The following is a 22,483-nucleotide window of genomic DNA, read 5'->3' on the forward strand; positions in this document are numbered from 1 at the left end:
TGCACCCCGCCGCGCCGACCTGTGATCGCCGTCTCCCACGGCTGACGCAACCGCCCGGAACAAGGCAAACTGACGGGGTTGTTCGTGGACCCGAGGGGGACCAACGCATGGACGATGGGCCACGAGTGCCTGAGCAGCGGCGTCCCGGCTCCGTGACCGTCACGGAACCGGAGGCGTTGCGGTTCGGCGTGCTCGGTCCGGTACGGGCCTGGCGCGGCACCGAGCCGCTCAACACGGGCTCCCCGCAGCAGCGCGCCCTGCTGGCCGCCCTGCTGCTGCGCGAGGGCCGTACGGCGACCGCGGCGGAGCTCATCGACGCCCTGTGGGGAGCCGAGCCCCCGTCGCAGGCGCTGGCGGCCCTGCGCACCTACGCCTCCCGGCTGCGCAAGGTGCTGGACCCCGGCGTGCTGGTCAGCGAGTCCGGCGGCTATGCCGTCCGGGGCCTGCGCGAGGGCGCCCTGGACCTGGCGCAGGCGCAGGAGCTGGCGGCGCAGGCGGAGAAGGCGCGGACGGCCGGCGATCTGTGCCGCGCCCGCGAGCTCCTGAACGAGGCCCTGGGCAGGTGGGACGGCGAACCGCTGGCCGGCGTCCCCGGCCCCTACGCCGAGACCCAGCGCGTCCGCCTGGAGGAATGGCGCCTGGGCCTCATCGAATCCCGCCTGGACATGGACCTGGAGCAGGGCTGCCACGCGGAGGCCGTCTCGGAACTGACCGCGCTGACCGCCGCCCACCCCCTGCGGGAGCGCCTGCGCGAGCTGCTGATGCTGGCGCTGTACCGCAGCGGGAGACAGGCCGAGGCCCTCGCCGTCTACGCCGACACCCGGCGCCTCCTCTCGGAGGAGCTCGGCGTGGACCCGCGCGCGGGCCTCAGCGAGCTGCAGCAGCGCATCCTCCAGGCCGATCCGGCCCTGGCGGAGCCCTCGTCGCCGTCGGCGGAACCGGCCGTCGGCGCGGTCCGCCCGGCCCAACTGCCCGCCTCGGTACCCGACTTCACCGGCCGGGCGTCCTTCGTCGCGGAACTGAGCGACGTACTCGCCTCGGCGTCGGAGTCGGCGGACGCCGGCAACCGGGTGATGGCGGTCTCGGCGCTGGCAGGCATCGGGGGCGTGGGCAAGACGACACTGGCGGTGCACGTGGCCCACCGGGCCCGCACGGCCTTCCCGGACGGCCAGCTGTACGTGGACCTCCAGGGCGCGGGCCCGCTTCCGGCGGAACCCGAGACGGTGCTCGGCTCGTTCCTGCGCGCACTGGGCACGGCGGACTCGGCGATCCCGGACAGCATGGAGGAACGGGCGGCCCTGTACCGCTCGGTCCTGGACGGCCGGCGGGTACTGGTCCTGCTGGACAACGCCAAGGACGCGGCCCAGGTACGCCCGCTCCTGCCGGGCACGGAGGGCTGCGCGGCCCTGGTGACGTCCCGCGTCCGCATGGTCGACCTGGCGGGCGCCCACCTGGTCGACCTGGACGTGATGTCCCCGGAGGAGGCGCTGGCCCTCTTCACGAAGATCGTGGGCGAGGAACGGGTGGCGGCGGAGCGGGAGGCCGCCCTGGACGTGGTCGCGGCCTGCGGCTTCCTGCCACTCGCGATCCGCATCGCGGCGTCCCGCCTGGCGGCCCGCCGCACCTGGACGGTCTCCGTCCTGGCGGCCAAGCTGGCGGACGAACGCCGCCGCCTGGACGAGCTCCAGGCGGGCGACCTGGCGGTGAAGGCGACGTTCGAGTTGGGGTACGGGCAGTTGGAGCCCGCCCAGGCACGGGCGTTCAGGTTGCTGGGGCTCGCGGACGGCCCGGATATTTCGCTCGCGGCTGCTGCGGCGGTCCTCGACCTTCCGGCGGAGGAGACGGAGGACCTGCTGGAGTCCCTCGTGGACACATCGCTGCTGGAGTCGGCGGCGCCTGGGCGGTATCGCTTCCACGACCTGGTCCGGCTCTACGCGCGTGCGTGCGCGGAGAGGGACGAGCAGCCGCCGAGCGAACGCGAGGCGGCGATGTCCCGCCTGCTGGACTTCTACCTGGCCACGGCAGCACAGGTGTATGCGATGGAGCGGCCGGGGGACCGGTTGGTGGATCATCTGGAGCGCACGGAGTATCCGGGGCTGCGGTTCGAGGACCGGAAGCGAGCGCAGGACTGGCTGTACGCGGAGGCCACCTGCCTGCTCGCCTGCGTGCGGCAGTCCGCCGACGGAAGCGCGCTGCGGCGCGCCATCGATCTCCTGTGGGCGTCCGTCGACCTTGCGGAGTCAGGCGCCAACTCCAAGGAGTACGAGACCGCCGCCATCGCCCTGAGAGCGGCTGCGCAGGCAGTCGGCGACGTGCGCGCCGAAGGCAGGGCCTCTGTCGTTCTGGGCAACGCGCGACTGTTCTCCGGAGTGTTCGACCAGGCGCACCGCGAGGCACGGGAGGCGTTCCAGCTCGCTGAGGCGGCCGACGACGCACTGCCCTCGTGCTGGGCAGCGAACGTGCTGGGCAGCACGGCGTTCTACCAGAACCGGCACGAGGACGCCGAAGGCTACTTCAGCCAGGCCATCGAGAAGTTCCGCAGCTGCGGCGACTTGGCGGGCACGGCGGCCGCCCTGTGCAACCTGTCGCGCCTGCACCTGGCGACGAACCGCGCCGACACCGCCGTCGTCCTGGCACGCCAGGGCACGGACATCTACCAGGAACTCGGCCACACGCTCAGAGGAGCGAACGGGCGCTACGCGTACGGCATGGCCCTGGCCAAGACCGGCCAGCACGGCAGCGCCGCTGACCAGTTGAAAGAGGCCCTGGGCGTCTTCCGTGACAGTCGTCAGCGTCTGTGGGAGGGGATGACGCTCTGTCGGCTCGCGGAGGTCGACCTGGATGCCCGCAAGCCGGGGCAGGCCGCGAGCAACGCCGAGATGGCGCTCACCGTCCTGCGGGGCATCGGAGGCGAATGGCGTCGCGGCCATGTCCTGACCGTGCTGGGCAGAGCCCTGAACGGCATCGGCCACTCGGGGCGGGCCCAGGTCTGCTGGCAGGAGGCCCTGGAGATCTACGAGAGCCTGAATTCCGCCGAGGCCACCGAGGTCCGCAAACTCCTCACTCCGGTGGCGGCCGCCTGAGGGCCGCCGGGACGTTCATCGTTCGTTTATCGCGGCCCGGCACTCTCGTGGTTGTCGATCCGTCGCGTCGGGGGGCAGACGGGTCGCGGGGAGGTCCCCACACCCGCGGATTAGGGTTGGGCGACCTGAGTGAGCCCGCTCGGCCATCCACGGGGGAATGACCGGGCGGGCCCTCACGTTCCACACCGATCCACCCAGGGGAGGCACCATGAGCAACACCGAGAACAACACGATCGTCCAGCCGGACAACACCCACGTCACCGACGCTCCGGCGGGCGGGGGAGTCAAACCGCTCAACACGCACGTCACCGACGCGCCCGCGAACGGAGAAGTCAAGCCGCTCAACACGCACGTCACGGACGTCGAGGCGGTGGCCGCCGACGGCACGGTGAGCCCGGACAACACGCACGTAACGTCCGACCCCAGCTGAGCCACCTCCCGCACGGGGGAACCGGCCGCGACGGCACCGAGGGGGAGCCGTCGCGGCCGACGTGTGTCCGGAATCAGCACCCTCACCATCGACTCTCCGATCTCCGAGGAAACCGCCATGACCCGTATCGCGAAGATCGTCGCCACCACCGCCCTGATACTCGGCACGACCGCGACCGCCGTAAGCCCGGCCCTGGCCGACAACCACCAGCCGGTGAGCCCGGACAACGCCCACGCCACGCTGGTGGCCCCCCACAACACCCACATCACGGACAGCGACAGCTGAGTCAACCGGCACCACCCAGCTCGCACCACACCGTCTTGCCCTCCACCCCCCGCTCCACGCCCCAGCGCAGAGCCACCGCCTCCAGCAGGGCGAGACCGCGTCCCTCCTCGTCGTCGAGCGCGGCGGACCGGGACAGGGGGAGGGCCTGCCCGGCCGGGTCCGTCACCTCGACGCGGATGCGATCACCGTCCGTCCGGACCACCCGTACACGGACCGAAGTCCCCTCCCCCACATGCCGGATCACGTTGGTGACGAGTTCGGTGACGCAGAGTTCGGCGTCCGGGCAGGGTGCGCTCAGGTAGCGGCGAACGGTACGCCGAAGCCCTCGCAGCGCCTCTGGTACGGCGGGAAGCTCGACGTCCAGCGGCGGCCGGCCCGGTGTCGCATCGGCCCCCCTCAGCGCCGCCGCCAGCCTGCGCGCCACGGCGGCGTTGCAGTTGCCGAGCGCGACCAGGCCTGCCGGCGGCCGGTATGCGCCCGCGAAACTCGGCAGGTCCACCCGGAGGGACGGCAGGGTGATGCCGTGGCTGGACAGGGCGGCGCGCAGGTCATCCACGCAGAGGGTGATGTCGTAGACGGAGTTGCCGGGGCTGGCGGGGGCTGGAGTGGGGGACGACATGGTTGCGGGACGCCTTCCTGTGCTCTCTGTGAGGAAACAGTCACACCTTGGCGTCCGCATCGGTACCGTTTGAAGAGCTTTCGGTTACGCAGAGCAACAGGCAAACGGCGGTGATGAGTTGTGCCCCCACGCAAGGACCCCGACGCAGCGGCCAACGTCCCCTCCTTCTACGGCGCCGAGTTGCGCTACCGACGGGAACTGGCGGGCCTCACGCTGGAACAACTGGCCGAGGGAAGCTTCCGCGGCGTTCCCTTCCTGAGCCAGATCGAGCGCGCCGAGCGGCGCATGCCGGTGGATCTGGCCCGGCATGTCGACAAGGTCCTGAAGACGGACGGGTTTTTCGAGCGGCGTTGTGAAGATGCGCGCAGGGCACGGCAGTCGGGGCATGCGGAGTACTTCGCGGATGTGGCGGAGATGGAGCAGCATGCGGAGACGATCGAGGAGTGGGCGCCGATGCTGGTGCCGGGGCTGCTGCAAACGCAGGCCTATGCCGAGGCCGTCGTACACACGTCGCTGCCGTGGCTGCCGTCCGAGCGGGTCGACAAGCAGGTTCAGGCCCGGTTGAAGCGTGCGGAGATCTGGAAACGCGAGGAGCGGCCGTCGTTCTGGGCTGTCCTGCACGAGTCCCTCATTCGCAAGCCCCTCCTTCCAGCGGCGGAGATGGCGGTGCAACTGGAGCACATCGCTGACGTGATCCGCTCCACGCAGGGCGTTCTGCAGATCCTCCCGGAAACGGCGCACGCCCACCCGTTCATGATGGGCATGGTGAAGGTCATGACCTTCCCCGACGCCCCGCCGGTCGCCTACACCGAGGGTCTCCACAATGGCCAACTCATCGATTTTCCAGCGCTCGTGAAGGACTACCGTAGGTCGTACGATCTGCTCAGGGCCGCGGCACTACCGCCAGAGGCGTCCCTGGCCATGGTCGAACGAGCGGCGGAGGACTACCGAGATGGCAAGCACCGGGTTTGACCTGAGCACGGCTGTTTGGCGGAAGAGCAGCTACAGCAACGGCAGTGGCGGGGATTGCCTCGAAGTAGCCCACCTCCCGTGGCGCAAGAGCAGCTACAGCAACGGGAGCGGCGGCGAGTGCGTCGAAGTCAGTGACGCTTACCCCAGTGTGATCCCTGTCCGCGACTCGAAGAAGGCACAGGACGGCCCCGTACTCCTCTTCCGGCCCCTTGCATGGGATGCCTTCGTCGGCTCGCTCAAGGGCTGACCAGGGTTATCCACAGGGCAAGCGGCACGGCGTGGTTTCTGCGATCTTGCTCTGGTGGAGTGCAGGGACTTGAGGGCGCTGGCGGACGGGGGCGTCCTGCTCACCTCACGTGCCGTCGAGGCCGGCTGGCCCCGGCGCGATCTCACACGCGCGCTGAGAGCAGAGGGCTGGACCCAACTTCGGCGCGGCGCCTGGGCGGAGCCGGGCCGGGACCCCGACCTCCTCACCCGGCTCCGGGCGGTGCTGTTCCGTGAACCCCGGCTGATCGTGAGCCATGGTTCAGCGGCCGCCCTCTGGCGCATCGAGTTGCTCGGCGGCAGTCGTGGCAGCCGTAAGGCACCGTTGGAGTTCATCGATCCCCAGCTCAGCCTCCGCCGCCTGAGCGGTGACGTACACGTACACCGCCTGCCGCTCGACCCGGCCGACGTAGTGGAACGGCAGGGGTTTCGCCTCACCAACCCCACCCGCACGGTCATGGATCTGCTCCGGCGGGGTCCGAGGGACGAGGCGGTCGTCGCGGTGGACTCGGCGCTGACCTACCGGAGGGTCGGGCACGTCCGCCGGGCACCGCTCACCCGGTGGGACGACGTCGTGGCCGCGCTGGAGTCGGCGGGGCAGGCTCAGGGCTCGGTACGGGCCCGGCGCTGGCTGCGTCTGTGCGACCCGCTCGCCGGTTCCCCGGCGGAGACGGTTGCCCGACTCCGTATGTACGACGCCGCTCTTCACCCCGAGAGCCAGGCCGAGCTGCGCACACCGGACGGACGCCGCCGCACCCTCGACTTCCTCTTCCGGGCGACGGGGTTGGGCGTGGAGATCGAGGGCTACGCCTACCACGGCACCCGTGACGCCCACCGTCAGGACATCACCCGCTTCAACCAGCTCTTACGGTGCCCGGAGATCCGCAGCCTCCTGCGCTTCAGCGCCGAGGACGTTTTCCACCGCCCTGCGTACATGGTCGAGGAGATCAGGGCCACCTTGGCTGACCTGACCGGTGCTTCCAAGTGACCGTGGGGCCGCCCGCTTCTCTCTCAGTGTCGTGCTTCCGCGAGGTGTGTAAAGGGCGCTCCCGTTCCGCTGCGCTCCACTCCCGCGTCGGCTGCGCCGATGGCCCTGCGGGCCACCCTTGACACACCTCGCTCCAGCACGCGGAAGAAGCGAGCGGGCAGCCCGGGGAAAGTGGGCGCCTCACCGGGGTTGGCCCTACCGCCAGTTACCTCGCGGGCCGGGGCAGGGGGGCTCACCCGCGCCTCGCCTGCACGCCGGGCAGGCGAGGCGCGGGTGCGGCTGGGTGGGTGGGGGCGCATCAGCAGGCGGGGAACCGGATGAGTTCGGCGACTGCGGCTGGGTGGGTGGGGGCGCATCAGCAGGCGGGGAACCGGATGAGTTCGGCGACTGCGGCTGGGTGGAGGGGAGACGCATCAGCAGACGGGAATCGCCAGGCAGGCTCAGCGACTGCGGCCGAGTGGGGGGAGACGCATCAGCGGACGGGAGTCGCCGGGCAGGCTCAGCGACTGCGGCCGAGTGGAGGGGGAGACGCATCAGCAGACGGGAGTTGCCGGGCAGGTTCGGCGGCTGCGGCCGAGTGGGGGTGGGGGGAGTCGGGGGCTCGGGCGGGTTGGGAAGCGGAGGGGGTGGGGGGATGTGGGGAGGAGAGGCAGCGGGGGCTGAGGTGGCGGTGATCGGGGAGTAATTGGACGGTTTGGGCCATCCTCATGGCCAGGGCCCCGCCACTCCCTGCACCAACCGCCCCTATCCATCCCCCCTCCCATTCCCGGCGCGCCCAAATCATCCAATTGCCCTCTCTCTCGTGGCTGGTGGGAGTGGTGTGGCAGAGGAGGCTGAGGGGATGGCCCCCACCCCCGGCGCTCCCCACCCACCACCCGCAAGCCGCCGCACCCACCCGGCGTGCATGCGAGGCGCGGCCGCGCCCCCGCGGCCAAGGCCGCCGACGCAGCCGGCCCAAGGGACCGGTACCGGTAAGGCGCCCACTCTCCCCGGGCTGCCCGCTCGCTTCTCCCCCGTGCTGGAGCGAGGTGTGTCAAGGGTGGCCCGCAGGGCCATCGGCGCAGCCGACGCGGGAGTGGAGCGCAGCGGAACGGGAGCGCCCTTTACACACCTCGCGGAAGCACGACACTGAGAGAGAAGCGGGCGGCCCCAGGGCAACCTTCCGACCCCGGATCAGTACAACCCCCTGCCTTCACCCCCTCACTCCCTCCCCTTCCCCCCTCACCCCCTCCCCCGCAGTTCCCCCTTCAGCACCTTGCCGCTCGCGTTCCTCGGCAGTTCGGGGACGAATTCGACTGCCCTCGGCACCTTGTAGTTCGCCATCTCGCGGCGGGACCAGGCGATCAGGTCGTCGGCGGTGAGGGGGGAGCCCGGGTGGCGGACGACGTAGGCCTTGCCGACCTCTCCCAGCCGTGCGTCCGGTACGCCGATCACGGCCGCCTCCCGCACCTCGGGGTGGAGGGCGAGGAGTTGCTCTATCTCCGCCGGGTACGCGTTGAAGCCGCCGACGATGAACATGTCCTTGATCCGGTCGGTGATGCGGAGGTTGCCCGAGGCGTCCAGGACGCCCACGTCGCCCGTGCGCAGCCAGCCGTCCGGTGAGATCGTCTCCGCCGTCGCCTCGGTGTCGCCGTAGTAGCCCTGCATGACGTTGAAGCCCCGGATCTGGACCTCGCCCGTCTCGCCGGTCGGCGCCGGTGCGCCCGATGCGTCCACCACCCTCACCTCCGTTCCCGGGATAGCCCGGCCGGACGTCGAGGCGATCAGCAGCGGGTCGTCGCCCCGGCGGCACATCGTGACGACGCCGCTCGCCTCGGACAGGCCGTACGCCGTGAGGACCGTCTCCACGCCCAGTTCTCCGCGCAGGCGCTCCACCAGGAGCAGCGGGACGACCGCCGCGCCGGTCACCACCAGGCGCAGGGCGGAGAGGTCGTGGGCGTCCCGGGAAGGGTGGTCCAGCAACGACTGATGGAGGGTCGGCGGGCCGGGCAGTACCGACACCCGTTCCGCCGCGATGTTCGCCAGCGCCGTCTCCACGTTGAAGACCGGCTGCGGGATCATCGTCGCCCCGCGCGTCAGGCAGGCGATCACCCCGGCCTTGTAGCCGAAGGTGTGGAAGAAGGGGTTGACGATGAGGTAGCGGTCCGTGGCGCGCAGGCCGGCCAGGTCGGCCCAGATGCCGTACGCCCGCAGTGTCTGCCCGTGCGTGATCATCGCGCCCTTGGGGCGGCCCGTCGTACCCGACGTGTAGATGATGTCCGATAGGGAGTCGGCGGACAACTCTGCTTCCCTCGCCCGCACTTCGGACTCCGACACCCCCTCCCCGGCCGCCAGGAAGTCCTTCCACGTCCGGAACTCCGGTGGTGCGTCCTCGGACAGGACCACCGCGTCCGTCAGATCGGGCAGGCCCGGCAGTGGGCCCCGAGTGGCGGTACCGGTGCCGGTGTCGGGTGCCGCCGTGACCTCTCCGGCCGCCCGGCGCAGGGAGGCCACGTACGACGTGCCCAGGAAGGTGCCCGTCACGAAGAGCAGCCGGGCTCCGCTGCGGCGCAGTACGTCCGCCGCCTCCGCGCCCTTGAAGCGGGTGTTGAGGGGGACGAGGACCGCGCCCGCGCTCACCGCGCCCAGCGCGGCGACGATCCAGTCGAGGGAGTTGGGGGCCCAGACGGCGACACGGTCGCCGGTCCGTACGCCGCTCGCGATGCAGGCGGCCGCCGAGCGGTCCACGCGCGCGCCGAGTTCAGCGTACGTGATCCTCGTCCGGCCGTCCACCACGGCCTCGCCGTCCGCGTACCGCTCGGCCGACCACCGCACCAGTTCCGGGACAGTCCCCCAGTCGCCCATGACAGGCTCCCTTCACCACCTCGCACCTGACTGACCGTCAGATTAGCTGTAATCTGACATGCAGTCAGGTGTGACGACGCGATGAGGGGGACACCATGGCAGCCGCCGGACTGAAGGACGCCACCGCCGTCGTCGGGATCGGGCAGACCTCGTTCGCCAAGCACCTGCCGGACGACGAGAAGACGCTCGCCTGCCGGGCCGTGCTCGCCGCGCTCGACGACGCCGGGATCGCGCCCGGCGAGGTCGACGCGCTCGCCTCCTACACCATGGAGGAGACCGACGAGGTCGAGCTGGCCAAGGCGGTCGGGTTCGGGGATCTGACCTTCTTCAGCAAGGTCGGGTACGGCGGGGGCGGTTCCTGTGCGACCGTCGCGCACCTCGCCGCCGCCATCGCCTCCGGGCAGGCTTCCGTGGGCGTGGCATGGCGGTCCCGGAAGCGGGGCAGCGGGCCCCGGCCGTGGACGAACACCACCGTCCAACTCCCCACCCCCGCGCAGTGGACCCGGCCCTTCGGGCTGCTGCGGCCCGCCGACGAGATCGCGATGCTCACCCGCCGCTACATGCACGAGTACGGCGCCACCCGCGACCATCTCTTCAATGTCGCCCTCGCCTGCCGCAACCGTGCCAACCAGAACCCGGCCGCCGTGATGTACGAACGGCCGCTGACCCGCGAGATGTACATGACCGCCCGTTGGATCAGCGAGCCGCTCTGCCTCTTCGACAACTGCCTGGAGACGGACGGGGCGCTCGCCTGTGTCGTCGTCGGCAGGGAGCGGGCGCGGGACTGCCGGCAGCGGCCCGTCTACGTCCATTCCGTCGCCCAGGGGCTGCCCGCCCAGCACCACGGGATGGTCAACTACTGGAACGACGACCCGCTCACCGGACCCGCCTGGAGCACCGCCCGGCAGCTGTGGAAGCACGCCGACCTCACCCCGGACGACGTCGACGTGGCGCAGATCTACGACGCCTTCACCGCCCTCGTCCCGCTCTCGTTGGAGGGGTACGGCTTCTGCGGGCGGGGGGAAGGGGGCGCGTTCACGGAGGGGGGCGCGATCGAGACCGGGGGCCGGCTGCCGCTCAACACCTCCGGGGGCGGGCTCTCCGAGGCCTATGTGCACGGCTTCAACCTCATCACCGAAGGGGTGAAGCAGCTGCGCGGCACCAGCACCGCCCAGGTGCCCGGCGCCGCCACCTGTCTGGTCACCGCCGGCGAGGGCGTGCCCACCTCCGCCCTCCTCCTCAGGAACTGAAGGAGCCGACCATGCTGACCCCGGTCACCGACGCCGACGGCGCCCCTTTCTGGGAGTACGCCGCCCGGGGCGAACTGCGCGTCCAGGCCTGCGCCGACTGCGACGAGCTCCGCTTCCCGCCCCGCCCCTGCTGCCCGCACTGCCAGTCGTTCGCGAGCGAGTGGCGGGCGGTGTCCGGGAGGGGGCGGATCTGGTCGTACGTGGTGCCGCATCCGCCGCTGCTGCCCGCGTACGCGGAGCAGGCGCCGTACAACGTCGTCGTGGTGGAGCTGGAGGACGCCCCGCGCATCCGGCTCGTGGGCAATGTGGTCAGCCGGGCCGGGGCGCCTCTCGGTTCCCTCGATCCGGGGCGGCTGCGGATCGGGGCGCGGGTGCATGCCGTGTTCGCGGGCGGCCTTCCGCAGTGGGTCCTGTCGTGAACACCGTCCGGGTCGACGTCGACAAGGACACCGGCGTCGCCGTCGTCACGCTGGACCGGCCCGTGCGTCTCAACGCCGTCGACCTGGAGATGATGCGCGAACTGACCGCCGTGTGGCGGGAGTTCAGGGTCGACGACGCGGTGCGGGCGGTCGTGCTCACCGGGGGCGGGGAGCGGGCCTTCTGCACCGGGATCGACCGGGACGTCGTCGTGCCGCAGCCGTCGTCGCCGTACATGCAGGACGATCCGCTGCTGCGGCTCGGGCCCAAGGCGAACGACCTGTGGAAGCCGGTCGTGGCCGCCGTGCGCGGGATGGCCTGCGGGGGTGCCTTCTATCTGCTCGGCGAGTGCGACTTCGTCATCGCCGACCCCAGCGCCGTCTTCTTCGATCCGCACACCTCGTACGGCATGGTCAGCGCGTACGAGTCCATGCTGCTGGCCGCGCGGATGCCGTACGGAGAGGTGGCCCGGATGATGCTCATGGGCACCGCCGAACGGGTCTGCGCCCGGCGGGCCCATGAGATCGGGCTCGTGTCGGAAGTCACCGAGGAGGGCGGGGCGTTGGCCGCCGCGGTGCGCTGTGCGGGGGTGATCGCCGGGTATCCGGCTCAGGGCGTGCAGGGAACCGTGCGGGCGCTGTGGGCGGCGCGGGAGGCGGCGCTGGCGCAGGCGTTCGCGCAGGCGCCGCACCTCATCGCCCTCGGCAACGTGCCGGCCGAGCGGCAGGCGGAGCTGTTCGCGGGGCGGCGGACGGGCGGGTTCCGGGTGCGGTGACCGTCCGCCGTCACCGGCGGCACCGCATGGCGGGTGTCCGGGGCCGGGGGTAGCGTCAGCCCTGGGACGGCCGCCGTCCGGAGCCCTTTCCGTGACAACCGGTACGACGGCCGTCACGCACGCCACCGGGCGAGGCCGCGCTACGCCGTCCGCGCCGTGCCCGTGCCCTTCTCCGCGTCCAGCGCGTACACGCACCGGTCCTTGCTGCACGCGTACACCACGCCGTCCCTGACCACCGGGGAGCCGGTGATCTCGCCGCCCGTCGCCAGCTTCCAGCGCAGCCGGCCGTCGTCGGCCTTGAGGGTGTAGAGGAGGTGATCGGTGGAGCCGAAGTGGATGCGGCCCTCGGCCACCGCGGGCGCGCCCACGACGTCGCCGCCCGCCTGGAAGCGCCACTTGGGCGTGCCGGTGACCGCGTCCAGGGTGTAGAGGGCCTTGCCGCTGCCCACGTGGACGTGGCCGGCGGCGACGAGGACCGGCTCGATCGAGGAGCGGGCCTCGGTCGCGATGCGCCAGCGGTCGCGGCCGTCGGTGGCGTCGAGGGCGTAGACCGTGCCGAGGTAGTCGGCGAGGTAGACGCCGCCGCCCGTGACCGCCGGGCCGGGCGCGAAGGTCGGCGGGCTCAGGAAGACCGCCGGGGACTCGAAGTGCCAGCGGACCATGCCGTTCGCCGCCTCGACGGCGATCACCCGGGTGCCCGCGGAGACGTAGACGTAGCCGTCGGCGGCCGGGGTGAGGCGCACGGGCACACCGCCGCAGGAGGCCGCGTCGCCGACCGGGTACGACCAGCGCTCCTCGCCGGTGCGGGCCTCCAGGGCGCGCAGCCGGGCGTTCTGCCACACGTAGACCGTGCCGTCGTGGACGAGCGGGCCGGCCTCGGGGGACTCGAAGTCGGTCTGGCAGCCGCTGATCTCCCACAGCTTCTGACCCGTGGCGGCCTCCCAGGCCTGGACGCCGCCGCCGCGGGTGCCGGTGACGACCGTGCCGTGGTCGGCCTTGAGGGAGTACACCCAGGCGTCCGTCGACAGCCGCCACAGGTCGCCGCCCTCGCGGGCGTCCAGGGCGAACAGGGTCGGGCCGTCGGAGGCGTGGATACGGCCGTCCGCCACCGCCATGGACCAGGCGACGTCCCGCGTCTTGAAGCGCCGGCGGCCGGTGGCCACGTCCAGGGCGTGCACCTCGAAGGAGGTGACGTAGACCAGGTCGCCGCCCACGGTGGGGGTGCCCCAGACGTCGTTGGACATGCGGAACCGCCAGGGGCGCCAGCCGCTCGCCGTCTCCGGGGGCACGGGCGGCGCGGCCGGCAGGGCGGGGTCGGCGCCGGCGACGCCGGGGCGCGGGCGGGACCAGGTGGCCACCAGGCCCGCCTCCGGCGGGGGTGCCTTGACGGCGGCGGCGCGGGCGTCGGCGACGCGCGGCCCGGGGCCGATGGGCACCTGGGCGCCGGCGAGGCGGACCGGGCCGGCGTCCGGGACGCCGGCGGGTGCCTGGGCGGGGACGGGCGGGTCGTACGAGGGCAGCGGGGGGACCGCCGAACGGCCGCCGCCGCCGCTGCGCCCGCCGCCGGTGCCGACCGGGGTGGCGGGCCTGGGGGCCGGGCGGCCGCCGCCGCGACGGGACTCGATGAGGGCGACGGCCTTCTCGGGCAGCCAGGCCGAGGCGGTGCCGCTGTCGTCGGAGCCGGAGCCGAAGAGATGAGGCGCGAGCTGGGCCTGGAGGTCGGCCGGGGAGGGGCGGCCCGTGGCCTCCATCTGCATGCAGACCTCGATGAGCGGGCGCAGCTCGTCGGGCAGGCCGGTCAGGTCGGGGCCCTCGCGCAGCAGCATGAAGACCGTCTCGACCGGGTTGGCGCCGTGGAAGGGCGGGTGGCCGGTCGCCGCGAAGACCAGCATGGAGCCGAGCGAGAAGACGTCGCTGGCGCCGGTGACGCTGCGGGAGTCCTTGGCCTGCTCCGGGGACATGTAGGCGGGGGTGCCGACGGCGACGTTGGTCATGGTCAGGCGGGTGTTCGAGACGCCGGACGCGATGCCGAAGTCGATCACCCGGGGGCCGTCCTCGACCACGAGCACGTTGGACGGCTTCAGGTCCCGGTGCACGAGTCCCGCGCCGTGGATGGACTGGAGGGCCTCGGCGACGCCCGCCGCGAGCCAGCGCACGGCCTGGGCCGGGAGGGGCCCGCAGTCGTTCACTATCTCTTCGAGGGAGGGCGCGGGCACGTAGGCCGTGGCCAGCCAGGGCACGGCGGCGCGCGGGTCGGCGTCGACCACGGCGGCCGTGTAGAACCCGGAGACCGCGCGGGCCGCCTCCACCTCACGGGTGAAGCGGACGCGGAAGAGCTGGTCCTCGGCCAGTTCGGTGCGCACTGTCTTGATCGCCACGCGCCGGCCGGACGCCGAGCGCGCGAGATAGACCAGCCCCATGCCGCCGGCGCCCAGCCGCCCCAGCACCTCGAACGGCCCGATCCGCCGCGGATCGTGCTGCGTCAGCTGATCCACCACTTGCCTGCCACCTCCCCGTACTGGCCGCGCCACACCATATGTACGCGACCGACGTGCAGCGTCTCACCACCGCACCGCCGTGGCGGCACGCACCCTGATTCTTCCTGGCCGGGCGGCTCGTTGCGAACCCGGCGAAATATCGGGGTGTCTGGTACTTAATCCGACCAAAGCGGATGGATCGCCGCCGCGTCGGCCGGATCACCGCTGCAATAGTGCGAACGACGCCCCCTGATTGTCGGTGACGACCGCCACAGCTCCGTACGACGTCTCGAAGGGTGGCGCCTGCACCCGGCCGCCGAGCCGCTGGACGGCCCCGAGGGCGTCACCCAGACCGGCGACCCGGAAGTGGGCGAGGACGTGCGGGGGCATCTCGGCCGGGAACACCTCGGTGACCTCGGCCCGCCCGAAGTCGGGCTCGGCGCCCGCGCCGAAGAGGGCGTCGTGGAAGAGGGTGCCGTAGAAGGTGTTGGCGGCGGAGATGTCGCGTGTGTACAGCTGGGCCCAGACGAAGCTGCCGGGCTCGCGGCGGACCCCGAAGCCCCGGTGCCGGCCCGGCTGCCACAGGCCGAACACCGCGCCCTCGGAGTCGGCGGCGAGGGCGGCGGTGCCCAGGTCGCCCAGCGGGGTGGGCGCCGTCACCACCTGTCCGCCGGCCGCGAGGATCCGCCGGGTGAACGCAGCGGCGTCGGGGGTGGCGAAGTACACCGTCCAGACGGTGGGCATCCTGCCGTCGGTCTTGGGCACGAGCGCGGCGACCGGCCGTCCGTCCAGCCGGGCCCACACCGAGGAGCCGTACGCGTCCTCGAAGGACCACCCGAACAGCTCGCCGTAGAAGCGCTTGCCCGCCTCGACGTCGGGCAGCTGGGCGTCCACCCAGCAGGGCACGCCCTCCCCGTACGGCTCATCCGCACCTGCCGCCTCGACCACTTCCCCCTCGACCACCTCTTCCGTCTCATCCGTCGCTTCGTTCGCGGATGCCCTGTTTTCGGCCATGCCGCCAAAGTAACCGGGCCACCCGCACCCCGCAGACCAGGCACACCACCCTCAGAGCCCCCGTGCACCCCATTTGCAGTCGGCCGAATCGCGCTCCGATCACCCCTCGGTAAGCTGACGGCATGACAGGACAAGTGCGTACCGTCGACGGCCGCGTGGCCGGCCGGCGTGGGCAGGCGACCCGGCAGAAGCTGCTCGACTGCCTCAGCGAGATGCTCAGCTCCTCCCCGTACCGGGACGTCAAGGTCATCGATGTCGCCCGGAAAGCGGGCACTTCGCCCGCGACCTTCTATCAGTACTTCCCGGACGTCGAAGGTGCCGTCCTGGAGATCGCCGAGCAAATGGCCACCGAGGGCGCCGGGTTGACCGAGCTGCTCGAAGGGCGGTCGTGGGCCGGCAAGTCCGGGTGGCAGACCGCGCAGGAACTCGTGGACGGATTCCTGGAGTTCTGGCGGAAGAACGACGCCATCCTGCGGGTGGTCGACCTTGGCGCGGCCGAAGGGGACAAACGGTTCTACAAGCTCCGGATGAAGATCCTCAACTCGGTGAACAACTCCCTCGCGGACTCCATCGCCGAACTCCAGGCCAAGGGCAGGGTCGACAAGGACGTGAACCCGGCGGCGGTGGCCGGCTCGCTGGTCGCGATGCTCGCGGCGGTGGCGGCCCACCAGAAGGGCTTCTCGTCCTGGGGCGTGAAACAGGCCGAACTGAAGCCGAACCTGGCGCTGTTGGTCCACCTGGGCGTGACGGGAAAGAAGCCGACGAAGTAGCCTCCTCCTCCTCCTTTCCCGTTCCCAAGTCCTGTCTGGCAGGCGGTAGTTCATCGAGATGAGCTGCCGCCTGCCGTGCTACGCCGGCAGCGGCCGGTCCCGTACGACGTGCTTCATCACCAGGGTCGACGTCAGCCGCTGCACGCCCGGCAGGGTCGCGAGCCGGTCGTCGTACAGCCGCTGGAAGGCGGCGAGGTCGGCGGTGGCGATGCGGAGCAGATAGTCGGGCTCGCCGAAGAGCCGCTGGGCGTCGAGCACGTGCTCCAGCTCGCTGACCGCCCGCTCGAAGTCGGCCACCGTGTCCCGGTCCTCCTGCCGCATGGACACGAAGACCAGCGCCTCGAAGTTCAGCCCGAGCGCGGCCGGGTCCACCACCGCGCGGTAGCCCTCGATGGCGCCGGAGCGCTCCAGCTCGCGCAGCCGCCGGTGACAGGGCGAGACACTCAGCCGCACCCGCGCGGCCAGCTCGGTCACGGTCAGCCGCCCGTCCTGCTGGAGCTCGGCAAGGATTTTCCGGTCCACGTCGTCCATGAGGCAGATCTTCCCCTGAAGTGCCCGATCACGGGAAAACATCGGGAGCACTTTTGGGCTATTCCCACCTAATGTCACCGGCATGGATTCGGGACTGCTCTTCTCCTTTCTCGCCGTGGACCTGCTGCTGGTGTGCGTACCGGGTGCCGACTGGGCGTACGTCATCGCGACCGCCCTGCGCGGCCGGTCGGTGCCGCGCGCGGTGGCGGGCCTGGTCTCGGGGTACGCCCTGCACACGGCCCTCGCGACGGCGGGCCTGGCGGTCCTGGTGGCGGGCTCGCCGAAGCTGCTGACCGCGCTGACGGTCGCGGGCGCCGGGTATCTGCTGTGGCTGGGGTGGGGGGTCCTGCGGCGCCCGGCCGTACCCGCCGCGTCCGGGGCCCCGGACGCGGCCGGGGGGCGGCTCTTCCTCCGGGGCGCCACGATCAGCGGCCTGAACCCGAAGGGCCTGCTGCTCTACCTCTCCGTCCTCCCCCAGTTCCTCACCCTGCGCGGCACCCGTCTGCCGGTCCCGGCCCAGACGGCGGCCCTCGGCCTGCTGCACATGGCGTGCTGCGCGGCCGTCTATCTCACCGTGGGCGTCCTGGCCCGCGCCCTGCTGTCCGCCCGGCCGGCGGCGGCCCGGGCGGTGACGCGGACGTCGGGGGCGGCGATGCTGGGCATCGGGGCGATCCTGCTGGCGGAGCGCCTGGCTACCTTGTGACCAGCCGGAACAGTCGGATCTCCCGCGTCACCCGCTCCTGGTAGGCGACGTACGGCGGCCAGAACGCGACGGCCGACCGCCAGGCCGCCGCCCTCTCCTCCCCCTTGAGCAGCCGGGCCGCCACCGGGATGTCCCGCCCCTGCCAGCTGATCGAGGCATCCGGATGGGCGAGGAGGTTGTGCGTCCACGCCGGATGGCCCGGACGGCCGAAGTTGGAGCCGACGAGCAGCCAGCTCCGTCCGTCCTCCTCCGGCATGCAGGCCAGGGGAGTCCTGCGGGGCAGCCCGCTGCGGGCGCCCGTGGACGTGAGGATCACGCCGGGCAGCATCTGGGCGCTGAGCAGCACCCTGCCCCGGGTGAGCCGGTGCACGGCGCGGTCGAGGGCCGGGATCACATGCGGGGCGACCTTCGCGAACCCCCGCGTCGAGGACACCTTCTGCACCATCCGGACGCCGATCACACCGCCACCTCCCCGCGCCCGAACAGCCCGGCGGCCTCGGCGGCCCGCTCCCGCAGCCGGTGCGGCGGGCCGAACAGCAGCTCGTCCCCGGCCGCCCGCTTGAAGTACAGGTGGGCGTCGTGCTCCCAGGTGAAGCCGATCCCGCCGTGCAGCTGGATGCCCTCGGCGGCGGCCAGCCGCAGCGCCTCCAGGGCCTGGGCGAGGGCCAGCCCACCGGCCGTCCCACCCGCCTCCCGCCGCCGCCCTTCCAACGAGGCGCTTCGCGCCGCACCTTCTGATTCCTGTGCGGTCGCCCAGGCCGCGTAGTACGCGGCCGAGCGGGCCGCCTGCACCGCCACGTACACCTCGGCGAGCCGGTGTTTCACCGCCTGGAAGGAGCCGATCGGGCGGCCGAACTGCTCGCGCTGCCCGACGTACTCCACGGTCCGCTCCAGCACCCGGTCGGCCGCCCCGACGGCCTCGCAGGCGAGCACGGCGGCGGCCCCGTCCCCGAGGCCGGCGAGGGCGGACAGCACCTCCGCGTCCTCCTCCCCCAGCAACTCGGCCGGTACGTCGCGCAGTTGGACGCGCGCCTGGGGGCGGGTGGCGTCGAGGGCGGTCTGCCGGGCGCGGACGAGGCCCGGCGCGTCGCCGGGTACCAGGAACAGCCGGGTCCGGGCGCGGGCGAAGCCGCCGGTGTGCGCGCCGACGAGCAGCAGCCCGGCGCTGTGCCCGTCGAGCACCTGGTCGGCCTGCCCGTACAGCAGCCAGCCGTCCGCCGCGCGCCGGGCCTGGACACCGCCGGCCCGGCCGCCGCCGGCCGAGAAGCCGCCGTTGTCGCCGGTCAGGGCGAGCGCGGTGGCGAGGCCGGTGCCCGGTACGGCGAGGGCGGCGGTGAGGGTGCCGGCGGCGAGGCGGGGCAGCAGCCCTGCACGCTGGGCCTCCGTACCGAGGGCGAGCACGAGGGGCGCCACGAGCACGGCGGTGGCGAGCAGCGGGGAGGGGGCGAGCGCGCGGCCGGTCTCCTCGCAGGCGAGGGCCAGTTCGGTGACCGGGCAGCCGATCCCGCCGTACCGCTCGGGCAGGGCGAGCCCCGGCAGGCCGAGCCGGTCGGCGAGGGCGGTCCAGAGGGCGGGGTCGTGTCCGGCGGGGGCGGCGAGTGCGGCGCGCAGTTCCTCGGGGCCGCAGCGCTTGTGGAGGAGTTCACGCAGGGTGCGGCGGATCTCGTGCTGTTCGGCGGTGAGACGCGTGTCCATGGCTTTCCCCTGCCTCTTCGCTGCCTCTTCCCGGCCTCTTCCACCGGATCTGACGGTCCGTCATATTAGGAGCGCCGAAGCGAGATGCACAGGGGACGGAGGACCGTATGACCGCCGGGAGCCGGAAAGTCGCCGTGGTCGGGGTGGCGCTGTCGGACTGCGGACGGGTGGCCGACGCGACGCCGTACACCCTGCACGCGCAGGCGGCCCGCCGCGCCCTCGCGGACGCCGGACTGGACCGCGCGGTGGTCGACGGCCTCGCCTCCGCCGGCCTCGGCACGCTGGCGCCGGTCGAGGTCGCCGAGTATCTGGGCCTGCGCCCGACCTGGGTGGACTCCACCTCGGTCGGCGGTTCGACCTGGGAGGTGATGGCGGCGCACGCGGCGGACGCGATCGCGGCGGGCCATGCGAACGCCGTCCTCCTCGTCTACGGCTCCACGGCCCGCGCCGACATCAAGGCGGGCCGCCGGACGGGCGACCTGTCCTTCGGCGCGCGCGGCCCCCTCCAGTTCGAGGTCCCCTACGGCCACACGCTGATCGCCAAGTACGCGATGGCCGCCCGCCGCCACATGGTCGAACACGGCACGACCGTCGGGCAGTTGGCCGAGGTGGCGGTGCAGGCGAGGGCGAACGCCGCCCTGAACCCGGAGGCGATGTTCCGCACCCCGATCACGGTGGACGACGTTGTCGGCGGCCCGATGATCGCCGACCCGTTCACCAAGCTGCACTGCTGCATCCGCTCGGACGGCGGCGCGGCGGTGCTGCTGGCGGCCGAGGAGTACGTACGGGACTGCCGTACGGCCCCCGTCTGGATCCTCGGCACCGGCGAGCACACCTCGCACGCGGCGATGTCCGAGTGGGCGGACTTCACGGTCTCCCCGGCGGCGGTGAGCGGCCGGCTCGCCTTCGAGCGGGCGGGCGTGCGCCCCGCCGAGATCGACTTCGCGGAGATCTACGACGCCTTCACCTACATGACCCTGGTGACCCTGGAGGACCTGGGCTTCTGCGGGAAGGGCGAGGGCGGGGCGTTCGTGGAGAAGGGGCGGCTGCTGGTGCGGGGCGGGGAGCTGCCGGTGAACACGGACGGCGGCGGCCTGTCGGCCCAACATCCCGGGATGCGGGGGCTGTTCCTGCTGGTGGAGGCGGTACGGCAACTGCGCGGGGAGGCGGGCGAGCGGCAGGTGCGGGGCCGGGACGGGCAGCCGCCCCGGCTCGGGGTCGCCTCGGGGACGGGGGGATGGTTCTGTTCGTCCGGGACGGTGGTGCTCGGCCGGAACTGATCGGCCGGGCGGCGGTGCGGGAAGACGGTCCGTACCGGCCGCCGTCGCCGCGGCCCCACACCGGACAGCTGGAGGAGACCGACATGGCGTTGAGCCGCGCAGAGCGCGAGGCGTTCCTGGCCGAGCCGCACGTCGCCGCGCTGGCGGTGGACGCGGGCCCGGGGCGGGCGCCGCTGACCGTGCCGATCTGGTACTGGTACGAGCCCGGCGGGGACGTCTGGATCATGACGGGGCGGGAGTCCCGCAAGTACGGCCTGATCGGCGAGGCGGGCCGGTTCACTCTGTTGGTCGACCGGCTGGAGCCGACGATCCGGTACGTGTCGGTGGAGGGCCCGGTGGTGAGGACGGACCCGGCGACGATCGAGGGGCTCCGGGAGATCTCCGCACGCTATCTGCCGGCCGAGAAGGTGCCCGGCTACGTCGACTTCGCCTGGAAGAACCACGGGGAGCAGGTGGTGGTCCACATGCGCCCCGAGCGGTGGGTGTCGTCGGACCTCGGCCAGGTGTGAGCAGGGGCCCCGGCCTGCGGGTGTGACCATGGAGGGCATGGCAACCGATCTCCCGGCGCTGCTGAGGTCGCTGCGGGTGTGGGACGCGGGCACCACGACACTGCCCGCCTTCGACCCCGGCACCGCCCCGCCGACGCCCCTGCTCCTGTTCACCGACTGGTTCGCGGACGCGGTGGCGGCCGGGCAGCCGGAGCCGCACACGATGTCGCTGGCGACCGTGGACGAGGAGGGGCGGCCGGACGTACGGATCGTGATGCTGCACGGCGCCGACGCGGACGGCTGGGCCTTCGCCACACACCGCACCAGCCGCAAGGGCCGCGCCCTCGCCGCCCGCCCGCACGCCGCCCTGGCCTTCTACTGGCCGGTGTTGGGCCGCCAGGTGCGGGTGCGCGGGCCGGTGACGGCGGCCCCCTCGACCGAGAGCCAGGCGGACCTGCACGCCCGCTCGACGGGCGCGCTGGCGGCGGCGCTCACGGGCCGCCAGAGCGAGGAGCTGACCTCGGTCGCCGAACTGCGCCGGGCCTCGGAGGCTGCCTGGGACCGCGCCCGCGCCAACCCCGCCGAGCCGTCCCCGACCTGGACCCTGTACCGGCTGCACCCCGAAACGGTGGAGTTCTTCCAGGGCGACCCGGAGCGCCGGCACGTGCGGCTGGAGTACCGGAGCACGGAGTTCGGGTGGAGCAAGGGGCTGCTCTGGCCGTGAGGGCTCAGTCCCCGAACCCCCACACCGCGAAGTCCGCCACCGGCCGGTACCCGATCCGCTGGTACAGGCCGTTGCTCGTCGGATTGGCGAGGTCCGTGAAGAGGACGACCTCCGCGGCCCCGGCCTCCCGCGCGGCCCGGCTCGCCGCCGCCGTGGCCGCGCCCGCGTAGCCCCGGCCGCGCAGTTCGGCCGGGGTGTAGACGGGGGCGACGCGGACCTGGCCGGCGATCCGCGCGGTGGTCCCGACGAGGGAGACGGGTGTGCCGTCGGCCGTCTCCCAGAGGGTCACGCCGTCGTGGGAGAGGCGGGCGTCGGCCCACTCGCCCGGGTCCTGCCCGCGTGACGTTCCGACGTCCTCGTGGAATGCGCCGTACCAGCGGGCGAGCAACGCGCGATCCCTCTCCTCGGCGATCCGCGCCCGCCCCTCGGGCCTCGGTTCCGGGACCGTCAACTCCTGCAGCCGGTACAGCCGTTGCCGCTGACGGACGCTGCCCGCCGCCCCCGTCCGCCGCTGCCAGGCCGCCGCGAAGGCCTCCGCCGTCTCGCATGCGGCGGAGATTCCGGAGACCCGGTGGTCCAGGTCCGCGAGACGGGCCGCCAGGGCGTCCGCCTCGTCCGGGGTGAGCGGGGTGACGTGCACCGGGAAGGGCGGGGTGTGGAGCAGGACCGCGCGGAGCGGACCGCCCCCCTCTTCGGACAGGATGCCGAAGACAGGGTCCTCGGGGCCGTAGACGTGCGGGCCGCGGCGGCGCAGCCCGTCCGTCACGGTCAGCGGGACCGTGTGCAGGGCCGGGCGGGAGTGCAGGAAGTCTCCCGCGCGGGCGAGGAACTCGTCGAGATCTTCGGTGAGATACCAGTTCTCAGGGCTCATGCA

At 72.6% G+C, this 22,483-nt stretch carries 22 protein-coding genes; 14 read left to right on the top strand and 8 right to left on the bottom strand.

Annotated features, from left to right (window positions below):
- The first annotated feature begins 107 nt into the window (after positions 1 to 107).
- From afsR to ACZ4MF_RS08765, 3 genes are all read left to right on the top strand, one after another.
- Positions 108 to 3,083 carry an SARP-family global regulator AfsR gene (gene afsR / locus ACZ4MF_RS08755; protein ID WP_467491115.1) on the top strand — a complete coding sequence of 992 codons (2,976 nt, stop codon included), beginning with the start codon at positions 108 to 110 and terminating at the stop codon, positions 3,081 to 3,083.
- Positions 3,084 to 3,291: 208 nt separating this feature from the next.
- Positions 3,292 to 3,513: a hypothetical protein gene (locus ACZ4MF_RS08760; protein WP_358657547.1), complete on the top strand. Its 222-nt coding sequence runs from the start codon at positions 3,292 to 3,294 to the stop codon at positions 3,511 to 3,513.
- A gap of 117 nt (positions 3,514 to 3,630) precedes the next feature.
- Positions 3,631 to 3,798, top strand: coding sequence for a hypothetical protein (locus tag ACZ4MF_RS08765; protein ID WP_467491118.1), 168 nt, complete (start codon positions 3,631 to 3,633; stop codon positions 3,796 to 3,798).
- Position 3,799: 1 nt separating this feature from the next.
- Here ACZ4MF_RS08765 and ACZ4MF_RS08770 read toward each other — a convergent pair whose 3' ends face one another.
- The gene (locus ACZ4MF_RS08770; RefSeq protein ID WP_467491120.1) at positions 3,800 to 4,417 is read right to left on the bottom strand and encodes an ATP-binding protein; all 618 of its coding nucleotides are present in this window, start codon (positions 4,415 to 4,417) and stop codon (positions 3,800 to 3,802) included.
- A gap of 120 nt (positions 4,418 to 4,537) precedes the next feature.
- On the opposite strand from ACZ4MF_RS08770, the gene ACZ4MF_RS08775 reads away from it, so the two are divergent.
- From ACZ4MF_RS08775 to ACZ4MF_RS08785, 3 genes are all read left to right on the top strand, one after another.
- Positions 4,538 to 5,389, top strand: coding sequence for a helix-turn-helix domain-containing protein (locus ACZ4MF_RS08775; protein ID WP_467491122.1), 852 nt, complete (start codon positions 4,538 to 4,540; stop codon positions 5,387 to 5,389).
- Positions 5,370 to 5,636 (top strand): DUF397 domain-containing protein, encoded by a 267-nt coding sequence (locus ACZ4MF_RS08780; protein ID WP_467491124.1) that lies wholly within the window; start codon positions 5,370 to 5,372, stop codon positions 5,634 to 5,636. The genes ACZ4MF_RS08775 and ACZ4MF_RS08780 overlap by 20 nt, the downstream gene beginning before the upstream one ends.
- Before the next feature lie 69 nt (positions 5,637 to 5,705).
- Positions 5,706 to 6,641, top strand: a complete 936-nt coding sequence (locus tag ACZ4MF_RS08785; protein ID WP_467491126.1) for a hypothetical protein — start codon at positions 5,706 to 5,708, stop codon at positions 6,639 to 6,641.
- Between the two features lie 1,221 nt (positions 6,642 to 7,862).
- Here ACZ4MF_RS08785 and ACZ4MF_RS08790 read toward each other — a convergent pair.
- Entirely contained in the window at positions 7,863 to 9,485 is a 1,623-nt protein-coding gene (locus ACZ4MF_RS08790; protein WP_467491128.1) for a FadD3 family acyl-CoA ligase, read from the bottom strand.
- 95 nt (positions 9,486 to 9,580) lie between these two features.
- On the opposite strand from ACZ4MF_RS08790, the gene ACZ4MF_RS08795 reads away from it, so the two are divergent.
- Genes ACZ4MF_RS08795 through ACZ4MF_RS08805 form a run of 3 tightly spaced genes read left to right on the top strand, consistent with a single transcriptional unit; the run spans position 9,581 to position 11,927 of the window.
- Positions 9,581 to 10,735 (top strand): lipid-transfer protein, encoded by a 1,155-nt coding sequence (locus ACZ4MF_RS08795; RefSeq protein WP_467491130.1) that lies wholly within the window; start codon positions 9,581 to 9,583, stop codon positions 10,733 to 10,735.
- An 11-nt stretch (positions 10,736 to 10,746) separates the two neighbouring features.
- Entirely contained in the window at positions 10,747 to 11,154 is a 408-nt protein-coding gene (locus ACZ4MF_RS08800; protein ID WP_467491132.1) for a Zn-ribbon domain-containing OB-fold protein, read from the top strand.
- Positions 11,151 to 11,927 (top strand): enoyl-CoA hydratase/isomerase family protein, encoded by a 777-nt coding sequence (locus ACZ4MF_RS08805; RefSeq protein WP_467491134.1) that lies wholly within the window; start codon positions 11,151 to 11,153, stop codon positions 11,925 to 11,927. The genes ACZ4MF_RS08800 and ACZ4MF_RS08805 overlap by 4 nt, the downstream gene beginning before the upstream one ends.
- 140 nt (positions 11,928 to 12,067) lie before the next feature.
- Here ACZ4MF_RS08805 and afsK read toward each other — a convergent pair whose 3' ends face one another.
- Together afsK and kbpA are read right to left on the bottom strand one after the other, a co-directional pair.
- On the bottom strand, positions 12,068 to 14,425 hold the full coding sequence (gene afsK, locus ACZ4MF_RS08810; protein ID WP_467491136.1) for a protein serine/threonine kinase AfsK: 2,358 nt from the start codon (positions 14,423 to 14,425) through the stop codon (positions 12,068 to 12,070).
- 198 nt (positions 14,426 to 14,623) lie between these two features.
- The gene (gene kbpA / locus ACZ4MF_RS08815) at positions 14,624 to 15,418 is read right to left on the bottom strand and encodes an AfsK-binding protein KbpA (RefSeq protein ID WP_467491138.1); all 795 of its coding nucleotides are present in this window, start codon (positions 15,416 to 15,418) and stop codon (positions 14,624 to 14,626) included.
- Positions 15,419 to 15,540: 122 nt separating this feature from the next.
- Between kbpA and ACZ4MF_RS08820 the strand changes: the two genes are divergently transcribed.
- Complete coding sequence (locus ACZ4MF_RS08820) at positions 15,541 to 16,188, top strand: TetR family transcriptional regulator (protein WP_356020058.1); 648 nt, start codon at positions 15,541 to 15,543, stop codon at positions 16,186 to 16,188.
- A gap of 78 nt (positions 16,189 to 16,266) precedes the next feature.
- On the opposite strand, the gene ACZ4MF_RS08825 is transcribed toward ACZ4MF_RS08820, so the two are convergent.
- Positions 16,267 to 16,719 carry an Lrp/AsnC family transcriptional regulator gene (locus ACZ4MF_RS08825; RefSeq protein WP_356020060.1) on the bottom strand — a complete coding sequence of 151 codons (453 nt, stop codon included), beginning with the start codon at positions 16,717 to 16,719 and terminating at the stop codon, positions 16,267 to 16,269.
- Positions 16,720 to 16,801: 82 nt separating this feature from the next.
- Here ACZ4MF_RS08825 and ACZ4MF_RS08830 point away from each other — a divergent pair, with 82 nt between their 5' ends.
- Positions 16,802 to 17,422, top strand: a complete 621-nt coding sequence (locus ACZ4MF_RS08830; RefSeq protein WP_467491141.1) for a LysE family translocator — start codon at positions 16,802 to 16,804, stop codon at positions 17,420 to 17,422.
- Here the strand turns inward: ACZ4MF_RS08830 and ACZ4MF_RS08835 are convergent.
- Together ACZ4MF_RS08835 and ACZ4MF_RS08840 are read right to left on the bottom strand one after the other, a co-directional pair.
- Positions 17,412 to 17,882: a nitroreductase/quinone reductase family protein gene (locus ACZ4MF_RS08835; RefSeq protein WP_467491143.1), complete on the bottom strand. Its 471-nt coding sequence runs from the start codon at positions 17,880 to 17,882 to the stop codon at positions 17,412 to 17,414. The two genes, ACZ4MF_RS08830 and ACZ4MF_RS08835, sit on opposite strands and share 11 nt — an antisense overlap.
- On the bottom strand, positions 17,879 to 19,117 hold the full coding sequence (locus ACZ4MF_RS08840) for an acyl-CoA dehydrogenase family protein (protein ID WP_467491145.1): 1,239 nt from the start codon (positions 19,115 to 19,117) through the stop codon (positions 17,879 to 17,881). Before ACZ4MF_RS08840 ends, ACZ4MF_RS08835 begins: the two co-directional genes overlap by 4 nt.
- A gap of 107 nt (positions 19,118 to 19,224) precedes the next feature.
- On the opposite strand from ACZ4MF_RS08840, the gene ACZ4MF_RS08845 reads away from it, so the two are divergent.
- From ACZ4MF_RS08845 to ACZ4MF_RS08855, 3 genes are all read left to right on the top strand, one after another.
- Positions 19,225 to 20,397 carry a thiolase C-terminal domain-containing protein gene (locus ACZ4MF_RS08845; protein ID WP_467491147.1) on the top strand — a complete coding sequence of 391 codons (1,173 nt, stop codon included), beginning with the start codon at positions 19,225 to 19,227 and terminating at the stop codon, positions 20,395 to 20,397.
- Positions 20,398 to 20,480: 83 nt separating this feature from the next.
- Entirely contained in the window at positions 20,481 to 20,906 is a 426-nt protein-coding gene (locus tag ACZ4MF_RS08850; protein WP_356020070.1) for a pyridoxamine 5'-phosphate oxidase family protein, read from the top strand.
- 37 nt (positions 20,907 to 20,943) lie between these two features.
- The gene (locus tag ACZ4MF_RS08855; RefSeq protein ID WP_467491149.1) at positions 20,944 to 21,609 is read left to right on the top strand and encodes a pyridoxine/pyridoxamine 5'-phosphate oxidase; all 666 of its coding nucleotides are present in this window, start codon (positions 20,944 to 20,946) and stop codon (positions 21,607 to 21,609) included.
- A gap of 4 nt (positions 21,610 to 21,613) precedes the next feature.
- Here the strand turns inward: ACZ4MF_RS08855 and ACZ4MF_RS08860 are convergent, their stop codons facing one another.
- Complete coding sequence (locus ACZ4MF_RS08860; protein ID WP_467491151.1) at positions 21,614 to 22,480, bottom strand: GNAT family N-acetyltransferase; 867 nt, start codon at positions 22,478 to 22,480, stop codon at positions 21,614 to 21,616.
- Positions 22,481 to 22,483 lie beyond the last annotated feature (3 nt).

The sequence above is a fragment of the Streptomyces sp. NPDC025793 genome (assembly GCF_055558375.1).